The following is a 16,122-nucleotide window of genomic DNA, read 5'->3' as shown; positions in this document are numbered from 1 at the left end:
AAGCGGCCGGGCTTGCTGTCAGAATCCGCCCATGGTCAGGGTGGTTTCCGTTTTTGCGCCGGCGTGGTTGCCGGCTTTGCTTTTTTCAGGCGTCCTGCTTTTGCAAGGCTGCAGCTTGCTGCCGAAAAAAGACGACACCGAAGGCAAGCCCGTGGCCGGACTCGTGCGCGCCGGCGATGCCGACAACACGGCCAAGGATGGCAAGGGCAACAAAGACGGCAAGGACGACGACAAGGCCAAGGCCGAGCGCCGCGATGCCTTCACCGTCGATGTGCGCGGCCCGCAGGACGTGCGCGACTACCTCGCGCTGCACCTGGAAATCCAGCGCTACCGCGAACTCGACGACCTGGGCGCCACCGAAATCTCGCGCCTCATGGTGGCCGCCGAAGCCAACGCCCGCGAGCTGCTCGGCACCCTCGGCTACTTCACGCCCACGCTGACGCTGGAACTCAACGAGACGCCCGACAGCACCAAGGCCCCACGCGAGATCGTCATCACGGTCGCGCCCGGCGAGATCACCAAGGTGAGCAACGTGCAGATCAGCTACGCCGGCGCGATTGCCGACGATGCCGCCGCCGAGTCCCAGCGCGACTCGATCCGCACCGGCTGGGCGTTGCGCGCCGGACAGCCCTTCACCCAGCAGGCCTGGGACGAGGCCAAGACCACCGCGCTGCGCAGTCTCACGGCCAAGCGCTTCCCCACGGGCAACATCGAGATCAGCCGCGCCGAGGTCGATGCCGACCGCCATGAAGCCCGCCTGAACGTCACCTACCAGTCGGGGCCCGCCTACAAGTTCGGCCCGCTGGTGCTGCGCGGCCTGCAGCGCTACGACCCCGACGGCGCGCGCCGCATCGCCCGCCTGCCCACCGGCGCCGACTACGACCAGCAGAAGCTGCTCGACGCGCAGCAGCGGCTGGCCAGCAGCGGCTACTACGACTCGGTGTTCCTCACGCTCGACACCGAAAGCGGCAACCCGCAGTTCGCGCCCGTCATCGCGCAATTGCGCGAGGCGCCGCTGCAGAAGGTGGTGCTGGGCGCCGGCTTCACCACCGACAACGGCCCGCGCCTGTCGATCGACCACATCCACAACCAGATCCCGTGGCTCGGCTGGCGCGCCGTCTCGCGGCTGTCGGTCGACCGCGACATCAAGTCGCTCGGCACCGAGTGGAACGCGATCCCCAACGACGACGGCTGGCGCTGGTTCGCCGGCAGCGAGATCAAGCGCGAAGAATCGGGCAGCTACATCGTCGACAGCGGCCGGCTGCGCGGCGGGCGCAACAAGTCGAGCGACCACATCGACCGCAGCTACTTCCTGCAGTACGACTACGCCCAGAACCGCGGCACCAACGCGCCGCCCTCGGCCTCGGCCGTGACCGCCAACTGGGGCTGGACCGGGCGCTATTTCGACAGCAACTCGGCGCCCTCGCGCGGCTACGGCCTGGCGCTGGAACTGGCCGCGGGCTACACGCTGACCGGCCAGCGCACGCCCTTCACGCGCACCTACGTGCGCTGGCTCGGCGTGCTGCCGCTGGGCTCGGCCGACGACAAGGAAACGCGCGCCCGCCGCAGCCGCCTGCAACTGCGCGCCGAGGCCGGCGCCGTGTCGGCGAAAGACAGCGCGCAGATCCCTTCGACGCTGATGTTCCTGACCGGCGGCGACACCACGGTGCGCGGCTATAGCTACAAGCAGATCGGCACCGTGCGCTCCGATGGCCAGACCGTCGCCGGCCGCTACCTGGGCGTGCTCAGTGCCGAATGGCAGCGCCCCTTCGTCTACAAGGACAAGCTCACCGATTGGGAGAGCGTCGTGTTCGTCGATGCCGGCGCCGTGGCCGACAAGCCCGGCGATCTCAAGCCCAAGGTGGGCGTGGGCGTCGGCGCGCGATGGCGCAGCCCGGTCGGGCCGGTGCAGGCCGACCTGGCCTACGGCGTGGACTCGAAGAAGTTCCGCCTGCACCTGCGCCTCGGCTTCACCTTCTGACCCGGCGCCTTTGCGATGACGACCGAATCCGATCCTTCCGCCACGCCGTCCGTCGCCAGGCGCTCGCGCACGCGCCGGGTGCTGCGCGGGCTGGCCTGGACTGTGCTCGGCCTGTTCGTGGCGCTGCTGTTGCTGGTGGCAGGCGCGTGGTGGTGGCTGGGCTCGAACCAGTCGCTGGCCTTCGCGCTGGCGCAGGCCGCGCAACGGCTGCCTGCCGGCCAATCGCTCGAAAGCCGCGACGTGACCGGCTCGCTGCGCACCGGCGGGCACATCGGCTGGCTCAAGTACCAGAGCGAAAGCATCGCCGTCGAGGTCGATGACGCCACCATCGGCTGGCAGCTCGCGCCGCTCCTCAAGCGCAAGGTGCAACTGGGCGAGGTGCACGCGAAGCAGGTGCTGATCGAGCGCCGCGGCCCGCCGAGCGACAAGCCCACCGAGCCGCTCGAACAGATCACGCTGCCCGTCGAGGTGGAACTGCCCTTTCGCATCGACACGCTGCGCTGGGCCGGCCCGCCCGCGCTGCAGGCCACCAACCTTGCGGGCAGCTACAGCTACAAGGCCGCCGAGCACGCGCTCGAAGTCAAGGGCGTGGACATTGCCGACGGCCACTACAGCGCGCGCGTCAAGCTCCAGGGCCCCGCGCCGATGACGATCGATGCCGCGCTCGACGGCCGCGTAAAAGCGCCGCTGGCCGAAGACCAGAGCATCGAGGTGCTGGCCGAAGCCACGGTCAAGGGCACGCTGTCCGGCAAGGCCGCGCGCCTGCAGGTTGCGGCCGAACTCAAGCCCGCCGAAGAAAACGCCGATGCGCCGATGGAAGCCAGGCTGCAGGCGCAGATCGCGCCCTGGCTGCCGCAACCGGTGATCGATGCCAAGGCCGACCTGCGCAACGTCGATGCCTCCAGCCTGTGGCCCGGCGCGCCGGAAACGCGGCTGACCGGCACCGTCGCGCTCGAACCCGATGCAGACACCGGCCCGGCCGCGTGGAAGGCATCGGCCGACATCCGCAACGCCGTGTCCGGCCCGTGGGACCAGGAGAAGTTGCCGGTCGAACAAGTGCAGGCGCGCGTCGGCTTCGACGGCACGAACTGGACCATTCCCGAAGCCACCGTGCGCGCCGGTGGCGGCCGCATCGATGCCGCGGGCAGCTGGAGCCCGGCGCCCGCGCCCTGGAAGGCACAGGCCACGGTGCGCGGCGTGCGGCCCGCCGCGCTGTACAGCGAACTCTCGGGCGCGCCCGTCAGCGGCCAGCTCAAGGCTGAACAAGGTGAACGGGGCGAAGACACCATCACCTTCGACGCCGCCCTGCGCGCCGAAGGCGGCGGTGCCGGCAGCAAGGCATTGCCGGGCTTCGCGCTCGACCGTGCGCTGGCCCAGGGCCAGTGGAAAGACCAGGTGCTCGACCTGCGCACGCTGCGCATCGAAGCCCAGCGCGCCAGCCTCGACGGCAAGCTGCAGGTGCGCGTGGCCGAGCAGGCCGGCAGCGGCAAGCTGAACCTCACGCTGCCGGGTGGCGGCGCGCAGCTCGAAGGCCGCATCGCGCCGACCACGGGCGGCGGCGAGATCAAGGCCAGCATCGACGATGCAGACACCCTGCAGCGCTGGGTGCAAGGCCTGCCGGGGCTTTCAGGCGTGTTCGCCAACGCCAGTGCCAAGGGCTCCGCGAAGCTCGATGCCAGCTGGCAAGGCGGCTGGCAGACCATCCAGCGCCGGCTGCAGAACGCGAACGCACCGGCACAGCGCGGCATCACCGAACCCACGCTCAAGGCCGCGCTCGGCGTGCCCCGCCTCGAACTGCACCTGCCTGCCACGGCGCCCGGTGGCACCGCCACCACGGTGCAACTGCGCGAGTTGCGCGCCGACCTCGCGGGCAGCCTGGCGCAAGCCGCGCTCACGCTGCAGGGCGAGGCCACCACCGGCACGCAGAAGTTCACCATCGACACACGCGCCAGCGGCGGCATCGCCGGCAACGACCAGTGGCGCGCGGCGCTGGCCAGCCTGCGCCTGCAGGCGCAAGACAGCGCCCGCCCCGGCAATCCGTGGGTGGTCGAGCTGAGCCACGAAGTCACTGCCACCATCCGCACCGGCAGCGGCTCGAACGCGGGCCGCCTCGACGTCGAAGCCTCCGCCGCGGCCGCCACGCTGCGCGGCCCGATACCGGGCACCGTGCGCATCGACTGGCAGCCGCTGCGCTTCAGTCAGAGCGGCGCGGCACCCAACCGTGTGTTCCGCCTGCAGTCCAAGGGCCAGATGCAAGGCCTGCCGATGGCCTGGGCCGGCGCACTGGGCGCCAGCTCGACACTGAGCGACCTGGGCATCAGCGGCGACCTGATGTTCGACGGCGACTGGGACATCGACGCCGGCGACACGCTGCGCGCCAAGGCAAGGCTCGCACGCCAGAGCGGCGACATCCGCGTGCAGGCCGGCGAGGCCGCGCTGGTCACCCGCATCACGAGCACCGGCACGGGCACCGCGAGCGAACGCACGATGAATTCCGCCACGGCCCCCAACGGCGCTGAAGCACCCAGCACCCCCGCAGGCCTGCGCAAGGCCGAGCTGCAGCTCGACGCACAGGGCGACGCGGTGCACGCCACCCTCGCCTGGGACAGCGAACGCGCCGGCCAGATCAATGCCGACATCAACACCCGCGTGCAGCAGCGCGCGGGCGGCTGGCAATGGGCCGTCGACGCGCCACTGGGCGGCACCATCAAGGCGACGCTACCAAACCTCGGCGTGTGGTCGATGCTCGCGCCGCCGGGCTGGCGCATCGCCGGCACGCTCGACGCCAGCGCCGCGCTCTCGGGCAGCCGCACGGCGCCGCGCTGGAACGGCACCCTCGGCGCCGACAAGCTCGCGCTGCGCGCGCCGGTCGAAGGGCTCGACCTGCGCGACGGACGCCTGCGCGCCACGCTGACCGGCGAACGCATCGAGATCACCGAGTTCACCCTCAAGGGCGGCGCCGGCAGTTCGGCGCGCATCGGCGGCCAGAGCGGCAACCGCAGCACCGCGGCCAGCGAGGCCCGCACCGATGGCGGCTCGCTTTCGGCCAGCGGCGAGCTGAGCTGGGGCCCCACGAGCGGCGCCGCCTCGGGCATCCGCATGGCGCTGCAAGGCCAGTTGCGCGCACTGCGCGTGCTGGTGCGCACCGACCGGCAGGTCACGCTCTCGGGCGACCTGCAGGCCAAGCTCGACGGCGGCCAGTTCACCGTGCGCGGCAAGCTCAAGACCGACCGCGCCGTCATCATCCTGCCCGACGAGACCGCGCCCAGCCTGGGCAGCGACGTGGTCGTGCGCTCGGCCGCCAAGGACCGCGAGGCCGCGGAAGAAGCCAAGCGCGAGTCCGCCCGCGCCGACGCCCAGGCCGCCAAGCCGCAGACCGCCAAGCCCCCGGACATCGTCGTCAACTTCGACCTGGGCGACGACTTCGCTGTGCAGGGCCGCGGCATCACCACGCGGCTCGAAGGCGACCTGGAGATCCGCAGCACCAAGCTGAATGCGCCGCCGCGCATCACCGGCGAAGTCAAGACCGTGAAGGGCCAGTACCGCGCCTATGGCCAGCAGCTCGACGTGGAAACCGGCGTGGCCCGCTTCAACGGCCCCTACGACAACCCGGCGCTCGACATCCTCGCGATCCGGCCCAACATCTCGCAGCGCGCCGGCGTGCAGATCAGCGGCAGCGCGCAGTCACCGCGCGTCAAGCTGTATTCAGAGCCCGCGCTGTCCGACGCCGAAACCCTGTCCTGGGTGATCCTGGGCCGCGCCTCGGCCACCAGCGGCGGCGAGTCGGCCCTGCTGCAGCAGGCCGCGCTGTCGCTGCTGGGCAAGATCGGCGGCAGCGGCTCCGGCGGCAGCCTCGCCAGCCGCTTCGGCCTGGACGAACTCGGCTTCAAGGGCCCCGGCAGCGGCGGCGACCTGCGCGAGTCGGCCGTGACCCTGGGCAAGCGGCTGTCGAAGGACTTCTACGTCACCTACGAACGCAGCCTGGGCGGCACCTTCGGCACCATCTTCATCTTCTACGACCTGACGACGAAGCTCACGCTGCGCGGGCAGGCGGGGCAAACCAGCGGGCTGGACCTGATCTACACGGTGAAGTACGACTGACAGAACCGAACTGGTAAAGTCTCGCCCTGCCTTCGGTCCTCGTAGTTCAATGGATAGAACGGGGTCCTCCTAAGACTCAGATACAGGTTCGATTCCTGTCGAGGGCACCAACAACCCACGATGACACTCCCCGCACAAGGCAAGATCGCCTTCGCCAACCAGCTGCGCGGACTGGCCGTTCTGCTGGTCATCGTCAGCCACTACGCCGGAACCTACTGGAACGCGCGCGAGCTCGTTTCGCTGTTCATCTTCGCGCCACCGATCGAGGGGCCCGCATCGATGGTGAGCCGGTTCATCACGCCGCCCACCGTCAACTACGGTCCGTTCGGCGTTGCCATCTTCTTTCTCATCAGCGGCTTCGTGATTCCGTTCTCGCTGGAGAAATTGGGCGCCGCGCGATTTCTTGCGGCGCGCCTGTTGCGCATCTACCCGACGTATTGGGCTGCCAGTGCCGCCGTGATCTTCGTCGCGTGGCTCTCCAGCAAATACTGGGGGCAGGCATTCCACATCGAAACAGGCCGGCTGATCGCGAACATGCTGCTGGTCCAGATCCAGACGGGCCAGCTATCGACCGATCTCGTCAACTGGACGCTCGCGGTCGAGGTCAAGTTCTACCTCGTCGCGATGCTGCTGTGGCCGTTGATCCGGCGTCGGCCGGTGCTGACCATCGTGAGTTTCTCGCTGGCGCTGCTGGCGTACATGAGCTGCATCCCCAGGGGCTGGAACATCGTGGCGATGGGAACCCTTCAGGTCGGCCTCACCTCGACCAACACCGAGCTGCTGTTTCTTCCGTTCCTTTTCATCGGCACCCTTTTCCATCTCGAGCTGACGAAGAAGATTTCGCCGAAGGTGCTCGTCGGCTCGGCGCTGGTGGTGCTGGCCATCTTCCTGTCGATGTGGAAGAAGACGCCCTGGTACGCGCAGTCCGCCAGTGCCGCCGCGAACTACAGCTATGCGCTCGCGCTCTTCGCGATCTGCTATGCGTTCCGGGGCCGGTTCCGGGCGAACCGCTTCCTCGATTTCTTCGCCGACATCAGCTACCCGCTGTACATCGTGCATTCGCTCATCGGGTATGCGTGCATGCGCGTGCTGATGGCGAACGGCGCGGGCTTCGTGCCGGCGGCGCTGCTCGCGCTCGGCGTCGCCATCGCGGTGGCCTACCTGATCCACCGCACCGTGGAATTGCCCACGGTGGCGCTGGGCAAGCGATTGAGGCGACCGGCATCCACGCCTGCACGCCCGATGGCAACCGATGGAATGAAGGCCGGGGCCTGAGGGTCGGTCATCTGTCGAACCTCTGCATGCGTACCCGGCGCGGGCAGCGCAATCATCTCTGTCGAAACAGTCAATGAGCGGTAACAAGGCGCCGGTCTAATCCAGCGCGGGAAACCTCCCCTGCCCTCATCGTCCCGCGCCGATCCCGGCACGGGCACCTGCCCGTGACCACCGACCTGCGCGCTCCCGGCCCTCGCACCACCAACGTTCTTGGCCGACGCCTCCTGGCCACCTTCAGCGTCGTGCTGCTGCTGACCCTTGCGGGTTCGGGCATCGGCATCTGGTCGCTTGCGAAGGTGAACGAGGCCACGCACGAAGCCATCCAGCAGCACGGCGTGTCGGAGCGCCTGGTGGTGGACGCCTACCGCCACCAGGCCATCAATGCCGAGCGCTACAAGGCGATGGCGTTGAGCTCCGAGCCTGAAGTGGGCGAGATCCTGGCCGCGGACATCCAGGCGACCGAAAGCCGGTACAGCGAGTTGCTGCAGCAGGTGTCGGAGCGACTTCACACAGCATCCGACCGCGCATTGCTGGCGCAAACACAAGCCACTGGCGAAGACTTCAAGAAGGCCGTGAAGGAGCTGATCGCCGCGCGCGACTCGGGCCTGACCGAGCGCATCCGCAACGTCTACGCGCAGCGCTTCCAGCCCGGCGCCGCCGCGCTGCTGGAGTCCCTCGGCAAGCTCGCGCAATCGCAACGCGAGGCCATCGATGCGGCCGGTGTTCGCATCGAAGACCTGAGCGCATCGGCCCGGATGGCATTGGTGCTATTCAGTGCAACAGCGCTGCTGTTGGGCATCGTGCTCGCGCAGTGGCTGGTGCGCAGCATCAGCCGGCCGATCCGCGTGGCGGGCGAAACGGCCGGGCGCGTGGCCAGCCTCGACCTGCGCCAGGACATCGAAGGCCATGCGCGCGATGAAGCCGGCCAGATGCTGCTGGCGTTGGGTGCGATGCAGGGCGCGCTGCGCGAACTGGTGCTGCGCGTGCGAGAGTCGGTGCAAAGCGTACATGTGGCGGCCGGAGAAATCGCCCATGGCAATTCGGACCTGTCGACGCGCACCGAGAACGCCGCATCCAGCCTGCAGCAGACGGCTGCGGCGCTCGAGCAGGTGATGCGCAACGTGCAGCAGTCGAGCGAAGCCGCGGGCAAGGCCGAGCAGATGGCCGGCGGCGCAGCCGCGGTGGCGGCGCAGGGCGGCGAGGTGGTGTCGCAGGTGGTCGGCACCATGCAGGACATTCATCGCGCCTCGCACAAGATGGCCGACATCATCGGCGTGATCGACGGCATCGCCTTCCAGACCAACATCCTCGCGCTCAATGCCGCCGTCGAAGCGGCGCGCGCCGGTGAGTCGGGCCGGGGCTTCGCGGTGGTCGCGGCGGAAGTGCGGCAACTCGCCACGCGATCGGCCGCGGCCGCGCGCGAGATCAAGGGCCTGATCGAAAACTCGGTGCACCGCATCGAGGCCGGCACGACGCTGGCCGACAGCGCGGGGCAGACCATGGGCCGCATCATGGATTCGATCCGCCAGGTGGCCGACACCGTGAGCGCGATCACCGCCGCAACGCATGCGCAGACGCAAGACATCGGGCAGATCAACACCGCCGTCTCGCATCTGGACCGCATGACGCAGCAGAACTCCGCACTGGTGGAAGAGTCGGCCGCGGCATCGGAAGGCCTGCGCGACCAGGCACGTCATCTCGATGCGCTCATCAGCCAGTTCGTGCTGCCGGGCGATGGCGAAGCGGCGCCACAGGACGTGGAGTGGACGCCGGCCCAGCCGGTGCGGCTGGCTGCGGCGCCGAAAGATCGCCTGCTGCCGGCCTGAGCGCGGCCCGTCGTTCGCGCGCCGTTCGCCCGCCGTTCGGTTCGCCTCAGCGAATCAGGTCCATCGGCACAACTTCCGATGAGACCTTGGCCTCGGTTGCGGTCAGCAACTGGCCGTTCAATTCCTTCCAGCAGATGATGCGGGTCATGCCCGAGCCCGCCGGGCCCGGGGCCTGGATCGACACCGCCTTCCATCCCTTTCACGCGCCGCCCACGGTGGTGGGCCGGTCGAGAAACACATAGTCGGTGCCGGCGTCGATGTGCAGCACGCCGACCACGCCGGGCGGCAACGGCTTGCGCGCCTGCGCGAGTGCCGTGCACGCGACGGTGGCCATGACGATGCCCACGAAGAAGATGCGCGTCATGCCTGCTGCTCCGGTATTGCCGAGGGCCGATCTTACTTTTGCGCTTGCGGCCACGAGTACCGCCACGGCGGCGTCGCGCGACGGCAGCGTCAATCGCGCAAACGGACTACACGCCACGCGCCTTTCTACCCAGTTTCGGTGATGGCCCGAAGACATCGAAGCCGCTTCAATCGGCGCCTCACGGCCGCCATCGGCGCGCCGCTTTGGAACTGTCTTCAGAAGAATCACGAGGAGATCGATCATGGACCGGAGAAGGTTTGCGCTCAGCGCGGTGGGCATCGCGGTGTTGAGCGGGTGCGGTGGTGGCGGGGGCGGTGGTGGGTTCGCCTTTCCACCGGTCGGCGTGCCGCCGGCACCCGCCCCGGGCGAGCCTCCTGCGCCGATGCCACCGGCGCCGCAACCGCCTGTACCGCCCGTACCGCCGGCACCGCCCGCACCCAATCCACCGGCACCGCCTGCCAGCCCCGAGCTTGCAACGCCGACCTTGCTGCCTGCATCGACGATCCTTGCGCAGAGCATCGTCAACCACGACAACGACCTCTACCCCAGCGTCGGCCCCGGCCAGGCGAACTTCTGGGACTTGACGCCCGACTTTTCCATCGGAAACGGGTGGAACGACCAGTTCGCGGGTTCGGGTGTGGGCATAGGTTCGGGCGCGCTCGCATTGAGCGTGAAAGTGGGCAACCGCTCGAAAGGCTTCGACAGCGATCAGACCTTCAAGGATCTGACGCCGCTGGGCCCCGAGATGACGGCAGCCGACGGCATGAAAGTCGTGTCGATCACGACCGACCCGCAGTTCCAGTCGAACGGCACTGCCGCGTTCCTGCATCCGGTGCCCGATGCGCGGCTGCAGCAGACCCTGGACCTGAGGAAGGCCGTCGGCCGCGTGAACCTCGGATGGAGCGGCAAGCCCGGCGTGCTGCGCGGCAACTTCAATGACGAGCCGGCCTTCATGCAGGTGGTGCTGCGCGACACCAGCGGCAGACTGCTCAATACGCTCTACAAGACCGACAGCAGCGGCCCGTCGGGCACGTGGGGGTTCGCGTGGCTCACGGCCTATGTCGGCCAGGTGGTCGTGCTGTCGTTCGAGCAGTGCAATCGCGGCCAGGGCACGTCGATCGAGATGGTGTCGGTGGACGACAGCGCGCCCCGCTCCCAGAGCTTCATCGTCAACGGCGACTTCAGCGCAGGCCTGTCGGGCTGGACCGTGTCGCAGACACGGGGCGTCCAGAACATCCGCTCCGCCACCAGGACGCTGAACGACCTCGACGTGCAGCGCACCTTCTACGCGCAACCCAACCAGTCGTGGGGACGCATGACCGACACCTTCCACAACCCCACGGCATCGTCCATCACGGCGAAGGTGACCTACACCAGCATCCTCGGCTCCTACGGCGCGGGCGTGATCTACGCACCGGTGGGCGCACCGCAGAAGGCGCTGACGGTGTGGGACGGCCTGGGCAAGGGCCGCGACACGGGCTTCGTCTTCGGCGCGGCGGACCACGTCTCCTACACCTCCACTTCAGCGCTCAACGCATCGGACGGCAACAACATCGTGACGATGGACTTCGACATCACGGTGCCGGCCGGCGGCACGGTCACGCTGGTGAATTTCCTGATCCTGACGGGCACGAACACCTGGATCGGTGCCACGAGCACTGCTGCGCGCGCCACAGAGGTGGACACGCAGGCCGCAGCGATCGCCGCGAACTTCCGCACCGACGTGCTGTACCAGCGCGGCCTGACACAGCTGCAGATCGACACCTTGAAGAACTTCTGAGCGCGACGCGATGCGAGTGCGCCCAGAGCACTCACACCACCCGATGCTCTTCCACCACGAAGGCCGTGATCTCCGCCAGGAAGGTGAGCGCATGCGCCATCGTCACCTGCCCTTGCGGCGATGCGAAGGCGGCGTTCAGCGTGTCGGTGTTCTCGAACCACAACTCGACGATGCCGTCGATCGGCAGCTCGGGGTAGCCGCAGGGCGTGCCCTTCACGAACTCGCGCGCGGTCACCACGTTCTGGCGGTAGCCGCTCACGCCGGGCATGCGGCGCACGTGGTCGGCGTGCACTCGCCATTCGCGGCGAAAGTCTTCTTCGGACTGCGCGGCTGGCCGGCGCAGCAGCGAGATGCGCTTGAGCAGGCCCTCGGGCTTCGGCGGCAACGCGATGACTTCAGTCTGCGCGACGGTCACGATGTGCAGCCCGCCAAGAAAGTGCCGTTCGTCCGCGCGGATGGCCGAAGCGAGATCGCCGTGCATGAAGGCCTCATTCGCCCGCTCCGCTTCATCGAAGCGCAGCTGCGAAAAACCGTCGAAGTCCCAAGGCCCGCGCGCAAAGTCGATGCCGCGTTGCAGCCGATCGACCACGAGGTTCTGCCGATAGGCGCGCAACGCGGGCAGTTGCGCCACCAGTGGGCCGTGCTTGTCGCGCCAGTGGGTGCGGAAGGCTTCGTCGGTCCAATCCGGCTTCTTGCGGATCAGGCCCATGCGCAGGGTGGTGGTGTTCGTCGACGGTTCGGTCATTGCGTGCTTGTCTCCTGGTTGTCGGATGCCGCCGCCGCTTCGGCGCGCGCACGCGCCAGGCCCGGTGCGCGCTTGGCGAGCCACACGCCGTGGCGCACGGGCCAGCGTTGGTAGCCCGGGTCGGCGCCCAGCGTGGCGGCCGCGTGATGCGGCCAGTAAGGATCGAACAGCGCCTCGCGGCCGAGCGCGATCAGGTCGGCTTCACCGGCGGCGAGCACCGCCTCGGCCTGCTGCGCATCGACGATCATGCCGACCGCCTGCGTCACGACTTGCGCATCGCGCCGGATGCGCTCGGAGAACGGCACCTGGAAGCCCAGGCCGCGCGGCACGGGCAAGGCGCGTGTCTCTTCGGTCAAGCCGCCCGATGAGCAATCGATCACGTCGACGCCGCAGCGCTTGAGTTCGCGCGCCAGGACCACCGAGTCATCAAGGTTCCAGCCATCGAGCGTGCCGTCGACTGCCGAGAGCCGGCAGAACAGCGGCTTGCCCGCGGGCCACACCGCGCGCACGCGCTGGGCGATCTCCAGCGCGAGCCACATGCGGTTCTCGCGGCTGCCGCCGAGCGCATCGCCGCGATGGTTGGCATTGGGCGACAGAAAACTCGCCACCAGATAGCCATGGCCGAAGTGCAGCTCGACCACATCGAAACCGGCCTTGTCGGCCCGCACCGTCGCATCGACAAAATGCTTCACGACCGAGGCGACGCCGTTCGCATCGAGCGCACGCGGCGCCGACCAACCGGGGCCCGCCGCGAGCGCGCTCGGGCCGAGGCGCTCCCATGGCTCTTCGTCGGCGGCCATGCGTTCGGCACTCAGCGCCGCGCCGCCTTCCCACAGCGGCTCGCTGCCGGCCTTGCGCCCCGCATGCGCGAGCTGCACGCCGATGGCGCTGCCTTGCGCGTGCACGAAATCGACCACCGCTTTCAGCGGCGCGATCTGGCTGTCTTTCCACAAGCCGAGGTCGGCGGTGCCGATGCGCCCGCGCGGATCGACCGCCGTGCTTTCGGTCAGGATCAGGCCCGCACCGCCGAGCGCGAACTTGCCCAGGTGCACCATGTGCCAGGGCGTGGCATGGCCGCGGTCGGCCGCATGCTGGCACATCGGCGAAATGACGACGCGGTTGGCCAGCGTGAGGTCACGCAGCTTCAGCGGCTGGAACAGCAAGGGAGAAGAATCGGACATGGACAACAGCAAAGAAAAGGCGCTCAGAGCGCACGAGGAGGCGGCACCACCGCGACAGCGGGCCGCGTGCCGAGATACGTTCCGCCCATCACCGCGGCAAAGCCAATCAGGTGCCACCAGGTGAGCACCTCGCCGAGCAACAGCGCCGCAAACGCAACGCCGAACACCGGCACCCAATAGAGAAAGACGGCCGTGCGCGCCATGCCGATGATCGAGATGGCGCGGTTCCAGATCAGGTTGCCGGCCGCAGTGGCCGCCACGCCGGAGAACAGCACCAGCATCCAAGGCCACACGCCCGGGAACAACTGGGCAGCGCCCGGCCGCGACGGACCGAGCACGGTGTGCACGACCAGCATGCCGGTGCCGATCATGTAGATGACCCAGCTGATCGACAGCGGATCGATCTGCCGCGCGAGGCGCTGTACGCCCGCGCCGCCGACCGCGAAACTCACCACGGCCAGCGCGAGCATCAGGTCGCCGATGCCGGCGCTCGAAAGCCCCGCGCCGGGGTGGCTCAGCACCACCGCGGCCACACCGGCAAAGCCCAGTGCCACGCCGAGCATGCGCCGTGGCGTGAAGCGCTCGCTGAACACCAGCGCGGCCGTCAGCGCCGAGACCAGCGGGCTCAGCGCCATGATGAGCGCGCCGTTGGTGGCGGTGGAACGCAGCAGCCCCTGCGCGAACAGGATCTGGTTGGCATAGACCATGAGGAACGCGCAGCCCGTCATGCCCGCGAGCTGCCTGGCGCCCAGCACGGGCAGCCCACCGCGCCGCCACAGCACGATGGCCGTGAGCGCCACGCAGGCCATCACCATGCGCAGTGCCGCGAGCGGCAGCGACTCGAAGGACGTGGTGAGCGCCTTCACGGCGGACACGTTCACGCCCCACAACAGCATGGCCAGCAGCATCCAGCCTTGCACCGATGCGGGCGCGGCCGTCTTCATCTCAGGTTCTCCACCGCGCTTCGCACGGCCCGCGATGCATGAAACTGGCGCGGCCAAGGCCAGGAACACCGCGGAACCGGCTTTGCCGGGCCGCTGGTGTTGCCCCCGGCGAGGGGGTTGGAGAAGCGACACGAAGTGCGCGGAGCCTGGGGGAGAGCTTCATCCTAGCCTTCGAGGGCGTTCCACATTTCGATGTCGCGCTCCGCCGTCCAGATGCGCGGGTGCACGTATCCGGTGGCCTCGTCGTAGGCGCGAGTCACGTCGAAGGGCATGCAGTGGTCGAAGATCACCCAGTGGCCATAGGTCGGGCGCAGCGCAGCCACGGTTTCCTTGTAGATGACGTTGAGCGACTTGCCCAGCGCCACGCCGTTGTTGACCAGCGTGTACACGTCGGAGATGAAGGCGCGCGTGGAGGCGATGGCCTTGCGCACGTCGGCCCCGTTCTCCAGCGCGGCGCCACGGCCGGGCACCAGCTTCTCGAAGCCGAAGCCCGCGAGGCGGTCCAGCGTGGTGGGCCAGTCGCGGAAGTAGCAGTCGCCCGCGTAGGCGGTGCTCTGGTACTCGACGAGGTCGCCGGCAAAGCAGATCTTCTGGTCTTCGAGGTAGGCGATGGTGTCGCCCTTGGTGTGGCCGCGGCCCACTTGCGCGATCTTCACTTCGAGCTTCTTGCCCAGCCACACGCTCATGGTGCCGTCGAAGGTCATGGTGGGCCAGGTCAGGCCCGGCGGCACCGACTCGACGTTGCGGAACAGGCGCGGAAAGCGGCCGATCTCGCTGGCCTTGTCCTGCTCGCCGCGCTCGACGATCAGGTCGTAGGTGTCGCGGCTGGCAATGATCTGCTCGGCGCCTTCCTTGAAGTACGCCGACGCGCCCAGCACGCGCACCGCGTGGTAGTGGCTCAGCAGCACGTACTTGATGGGCAGCGGCGTGACTTCGCGGATGCGACGGATCACGTCCTGTGCCATCGCGGGCGTGGCCTGCGTGTCGACCACCATCACGGCTTCGTCGCCGATGAAGATGCCGGTGTTCGGGTCGCCTTCGGCGGTGTAGGCGTAGGCGTTCTCCGAGAGGCGGGTGAACGAGACCTTCTTTTCTTCGAGGTCGGCCTGGCTGGCGAAGACTTTGGTGGGTGCGGTCATGAGGATTCCTTCGTCTGTTTCAGTGATGAATGCATGGGAGTGAAGAGGCCAGTGCGCTCAGTGCGAGCCGAGGTACGCCGACTTCACCTTGGGGTTGTCGAGCAGCTCGCGCCCGGACCCTTCGAGCGTGATGCAGCCGGTTTCCAGCACATAGGCACGGTCGGCCACGCCCAGCGCCTGCTTGGCCATCTGCTCGACCAGCAGGATCGTCAGGCCCGAGCTGCGCAGCTGGCGGATGGCATCGAAGATGTCCTTGATGATGAGCGGCGCCAGGCCCAGCGAGGGCTCGTCCAGCAGCAGCAGGCGCGGCTCGCTCATCAGCGCGCGCGCAATGGCCAGCATCTGCTGCTCGCCGCCGGAGAGCGTGCCCGAGGGCTGGTCCTGCCGCTCCTTCAGGCGCGGGAAGCGCGCGAACTCGCGTGCCAGGGCGGCCTCGATGAAGGCCTTGTCGTTGCGCCGCGAGTAGGCGCCCAGCAGCAGGTTCTCGCGCACCGTCTGGTCGGGGAACACGCCGCGGCCTTCGGGCGACAGTGCCACGCCCAGGCCGACGCGCTTGTGCGCGGGCACGTGCGTGCAGTCATTGCCGTCGATCAGCACGCGGCCCTCGGCCACGGGTTCCAGCCCGACGATGCTCTTCAGCAGCGTGCTCTTGCCCGCGCCGTTGGCGCCGATGATGGTGACCACCTCGCCCGCGCGCACTTCCAGGCTCACGCCCTTGACGGCTTCGATGGCGCCGTACGAGACCTTCACCGATTCGATTTTCAACATGATGGGTCCGGTCCTTCT

The 16,122-nt window shown here is 68.5% G+C and carries 11 protein-coding genes and 1 tRNA gene; 6 read left to right on the top strand and 6 right to left on the bottom strand.

Annotated features, from left to right (window positions below; genetic code table 11):
- The first annotated feature begins 31 nt into the window (after positions 1-31).
- From BLQ28_RS28615 to BLQ28_RS28595, 5 genes are all read left to right on the top strand, one after another.
- Positions 32-1,981 (top strand): autotransporter assembly complex protein TamA, encoded by a 1,950-nt coding sequence (locus BLQ28_RS28615; protein ID WP_093246708.1) that lies wholly within the window; start codon positions 32-34, stop codon positions 1,979-1,981.
- 15 nt (positions 1,982-1,996) lie between these two features.
- Positions 1,997-6,082 (top strand): translocation/assembly module TamB domain-containing protein, encoded by a 4,086-nt coding sequence (locus BLQ28_RS28610; RefSeq protein WP_093246707.1) that lies wholly within the window; start codon positions 1,997-1,999, stop codon positions 6,080-6,082.
- Positions 6,083-6,117: 35 nt separating this feature from the next.
- Positions 6,118-6,192, top strand: a tRNA-Arg gene (locus BLQ28_RS28605).
- Positions 6,193-6,202: 10 nt separating this feature from the next.
- Positions 6,203-7,357 carry an acyltransferase family protein gene (locus BLQ28_RS28600; protein WP_093246706.1) on the top strand — a complete coding sequence of 385 codons (1,155 nt, stop codon included), beginning with the start codon at positions 6,203-6,205 and terminating at the stop codon, positions 7,355-7,357.
- 164 nt (positions 7,358-7,521) lie between these two features.
- Positions 7,522-9,183, top strand: coding sequence for a methyl-accepting chemotaxis protein (locus BLQ28_RS28595; protein WP_256327497.1), 1,662 nt, complete (start codon positions 7,522-7,524; stop codon positions 9,181-9,183).
- A 199-nt stretch (positions 9,184-9,382) separates the two neighbouring features.
- Here the strand turns inward: BLQ28_RS28595 and BLQ28_RS33115 are convergent, their stop codons facing one another.
- Positions 9,383-9,547 (bottom strand): hypothetical protein, encoded by a 165-nt coding sequence (locus BLQ28_RS33115; protein WP_176801252.1) that lies wholly within the window; start codon positions 9,545-9,547, stop codon positions 9,383-9,385.
- A 241-nt stretch (positions 9,548-9,788) separates the two neighbouring features.
- Between BLQ28_RS33115 and BLQ28_RS28590 the strand changes: the two genes are divergently transcribed.
- Complete coding sequence (locus BLQ28_RS28590; protein WP_093246705.1) at positions 9,789-11,327, top strand: hypothetical protein; 1,539 nt, start codon at positions 9,789-9,791, stop codon at positions 11,325-11,327.
- 31 nt (positions 11,328-11,358) lie between these two features.
- On the opposite strand, the gene BLQ28_RS28585 is transcribed toward BLQ28_RS28590, so the two are convergent.
- The 5 genes from BLQ28_RS28585 to BLQ28_RS28565 all read right to left on the bottom strand — a co-directional run bounded on the left by BLQ28_RS28585 (position 11,359) and on the right by BLQ28_RS28565 (position 16,104).
- Positions 11,359-12,072 (bottom strand): EthD family reductase, encoded by a 714-nt coding sequence (locus tag BLQ28_RS28585; RefSeq protein ID WP_093246704.1) that lies wholly within the window; start codon positions 12,070-12,072, stop codon positions 11,359-11,361.
- The gene (locus tag BLQ28_RS28580) at positions 12,069-13,253 is read right to left on the bottom strand and encodes an NADH:flavin oxidoreductase/NADH oxidase (RefSeq protein ID WP_093246703.1); all 1,185 of its coding nucleotides are present in this window, start codon (positions 13,251-13,253) and stop codon (positions 12,069-12,071) included. The genes BLQ28_RS28585 and BLQ28_RS28580 overlap by 4 nt, the downstream gene beginning before the upstream one ends.
- A 23-nt stretch (positions 13,254-13,276) precedes the next feature.
- Complete coding sequence (locus BLQ28_RS28575; RefSeq protein ID WP_256327496.1) at positions 13,277-14,197, bottom strand: DMT family transporter; 921 nt, start codon at positions 14,195-14,197, stop codon at positions 13,277-13,279.
- Positions 14,198-14,361: 164 nt separating this feature from the next.
- Entirely contained in the window at positions 14,362-15,336 is a 975-nt protein-coding gene (locus BLQ28_RS28570) for an MBL fold metallo-hydrolase (RefSeq protein ID WP_093246702.1), read from the bottom strand.
- Between the two features lie 57 nt (positions 15,337-15,393).
- Positions 15,394-16,104, bottom strand: coding sequence for an ABC transporter ATP-binding protein (locus BLQ28_RS28565; protein ID WP_093246701.1), 711 nt, complete (start codon positions 16,102-16,104; stop codon positions 15,394-15,396).
- Positions 16,105-16,122: the final 18 nt, after the last annotated feature.

Source organism: Variovorax sp. EL159, assembly GCF_900100965.1.
GTDB lineage: Bacteria > Pseudomonadota > Gammaproteobacteria > Burkholderiales > Burkholderiaceae_C > Variovorax.
The sequence above is the reverse complement of the archived record's forward strand: the minus strand, read 5'-3'. Positions and strand labels throughout refer to the sequence as shown.

What these genes read in the sequence shown, in the direction of transcription:
- BLQ28_RS28565 (WP_093246701.1), bottom strand. Translation starts at nt 16,104, where the DNA reads ATGTTGAAAATCGAATCGGTGAAGGTCTCGTACGGCGCCATCGAAGCC.
- BLQ28_RS28600 (WP_093246706.1), top strand. Translation starts at nt 6,203, where the DNA reads ATGACACTCCCCGCACAAGGCAAGATCGCCTTCGCCAACCAGCTGCGC.
- BLQ28_RS28585 (WP_093246704.1), bottom strand. Translation starts at nt 12,072, where the DNA reads ATGACCGAACCGTCGACGAACACCACCACCCTGCGCATGGGCCTGATC.
- BLQ28_RS28590 (WP_093246705.1), top strand. Translation starts at nt 9,789, where the DNA reads ATGGACCGGAGAAGGTTTGCGCTCAGCGCGGTGGGCATCGCGGTGTTG.
- BLQ28_RS28610 (WP_093246707.1), top strand. Translation starts at nt 1,997, where the DNA reads ATGACGACCGAATCCGATCCTTCCGCCACGCCGTCCGTCGCCAGGCGC.
- BLQ28_RS28615 (WP_093246708.1), top strand. Translation starts at nt 32, where the DNA reads ATGGTCAGGGTGGTTTCCGTTTTTGCGCCGGCGTGGTTGCCGGCTTTG.
- BLQ28_RS28580 (WP_093246703.1), bottom strand. Translation starts at nt 13,253, where the DNA reads ATGTCCGATTCTTCTCCCTTGCTGTTCCAGCCGCTGAAGCTGCGTGAC.
- BLQ28_RS33115 (WP_176801252.1), bottom strand. Translation starts at nt 9,547, where the DNA reads ATGACGCGCATCTTCTTCGTGGGCATCGTCATGGCCACCGTCGCGTGC.
- BLQ28_RS28575 (WP_256327496.1), bottom strand. Translation starts at nt 14,197, where the DNA reads ATGAAGACGGCCGCGCCCGCATCGGTGCAAGGCTGGATGCTGCTGGCC.
- BLQ28_RS28570 (WP_093246702.1), bottom strand. Translation starts at nt 15,336, where the DNA reads ATGACCGCACCCACCAAAGTCTTCGCCAGCCAGGCCGACCTCGAAGAA.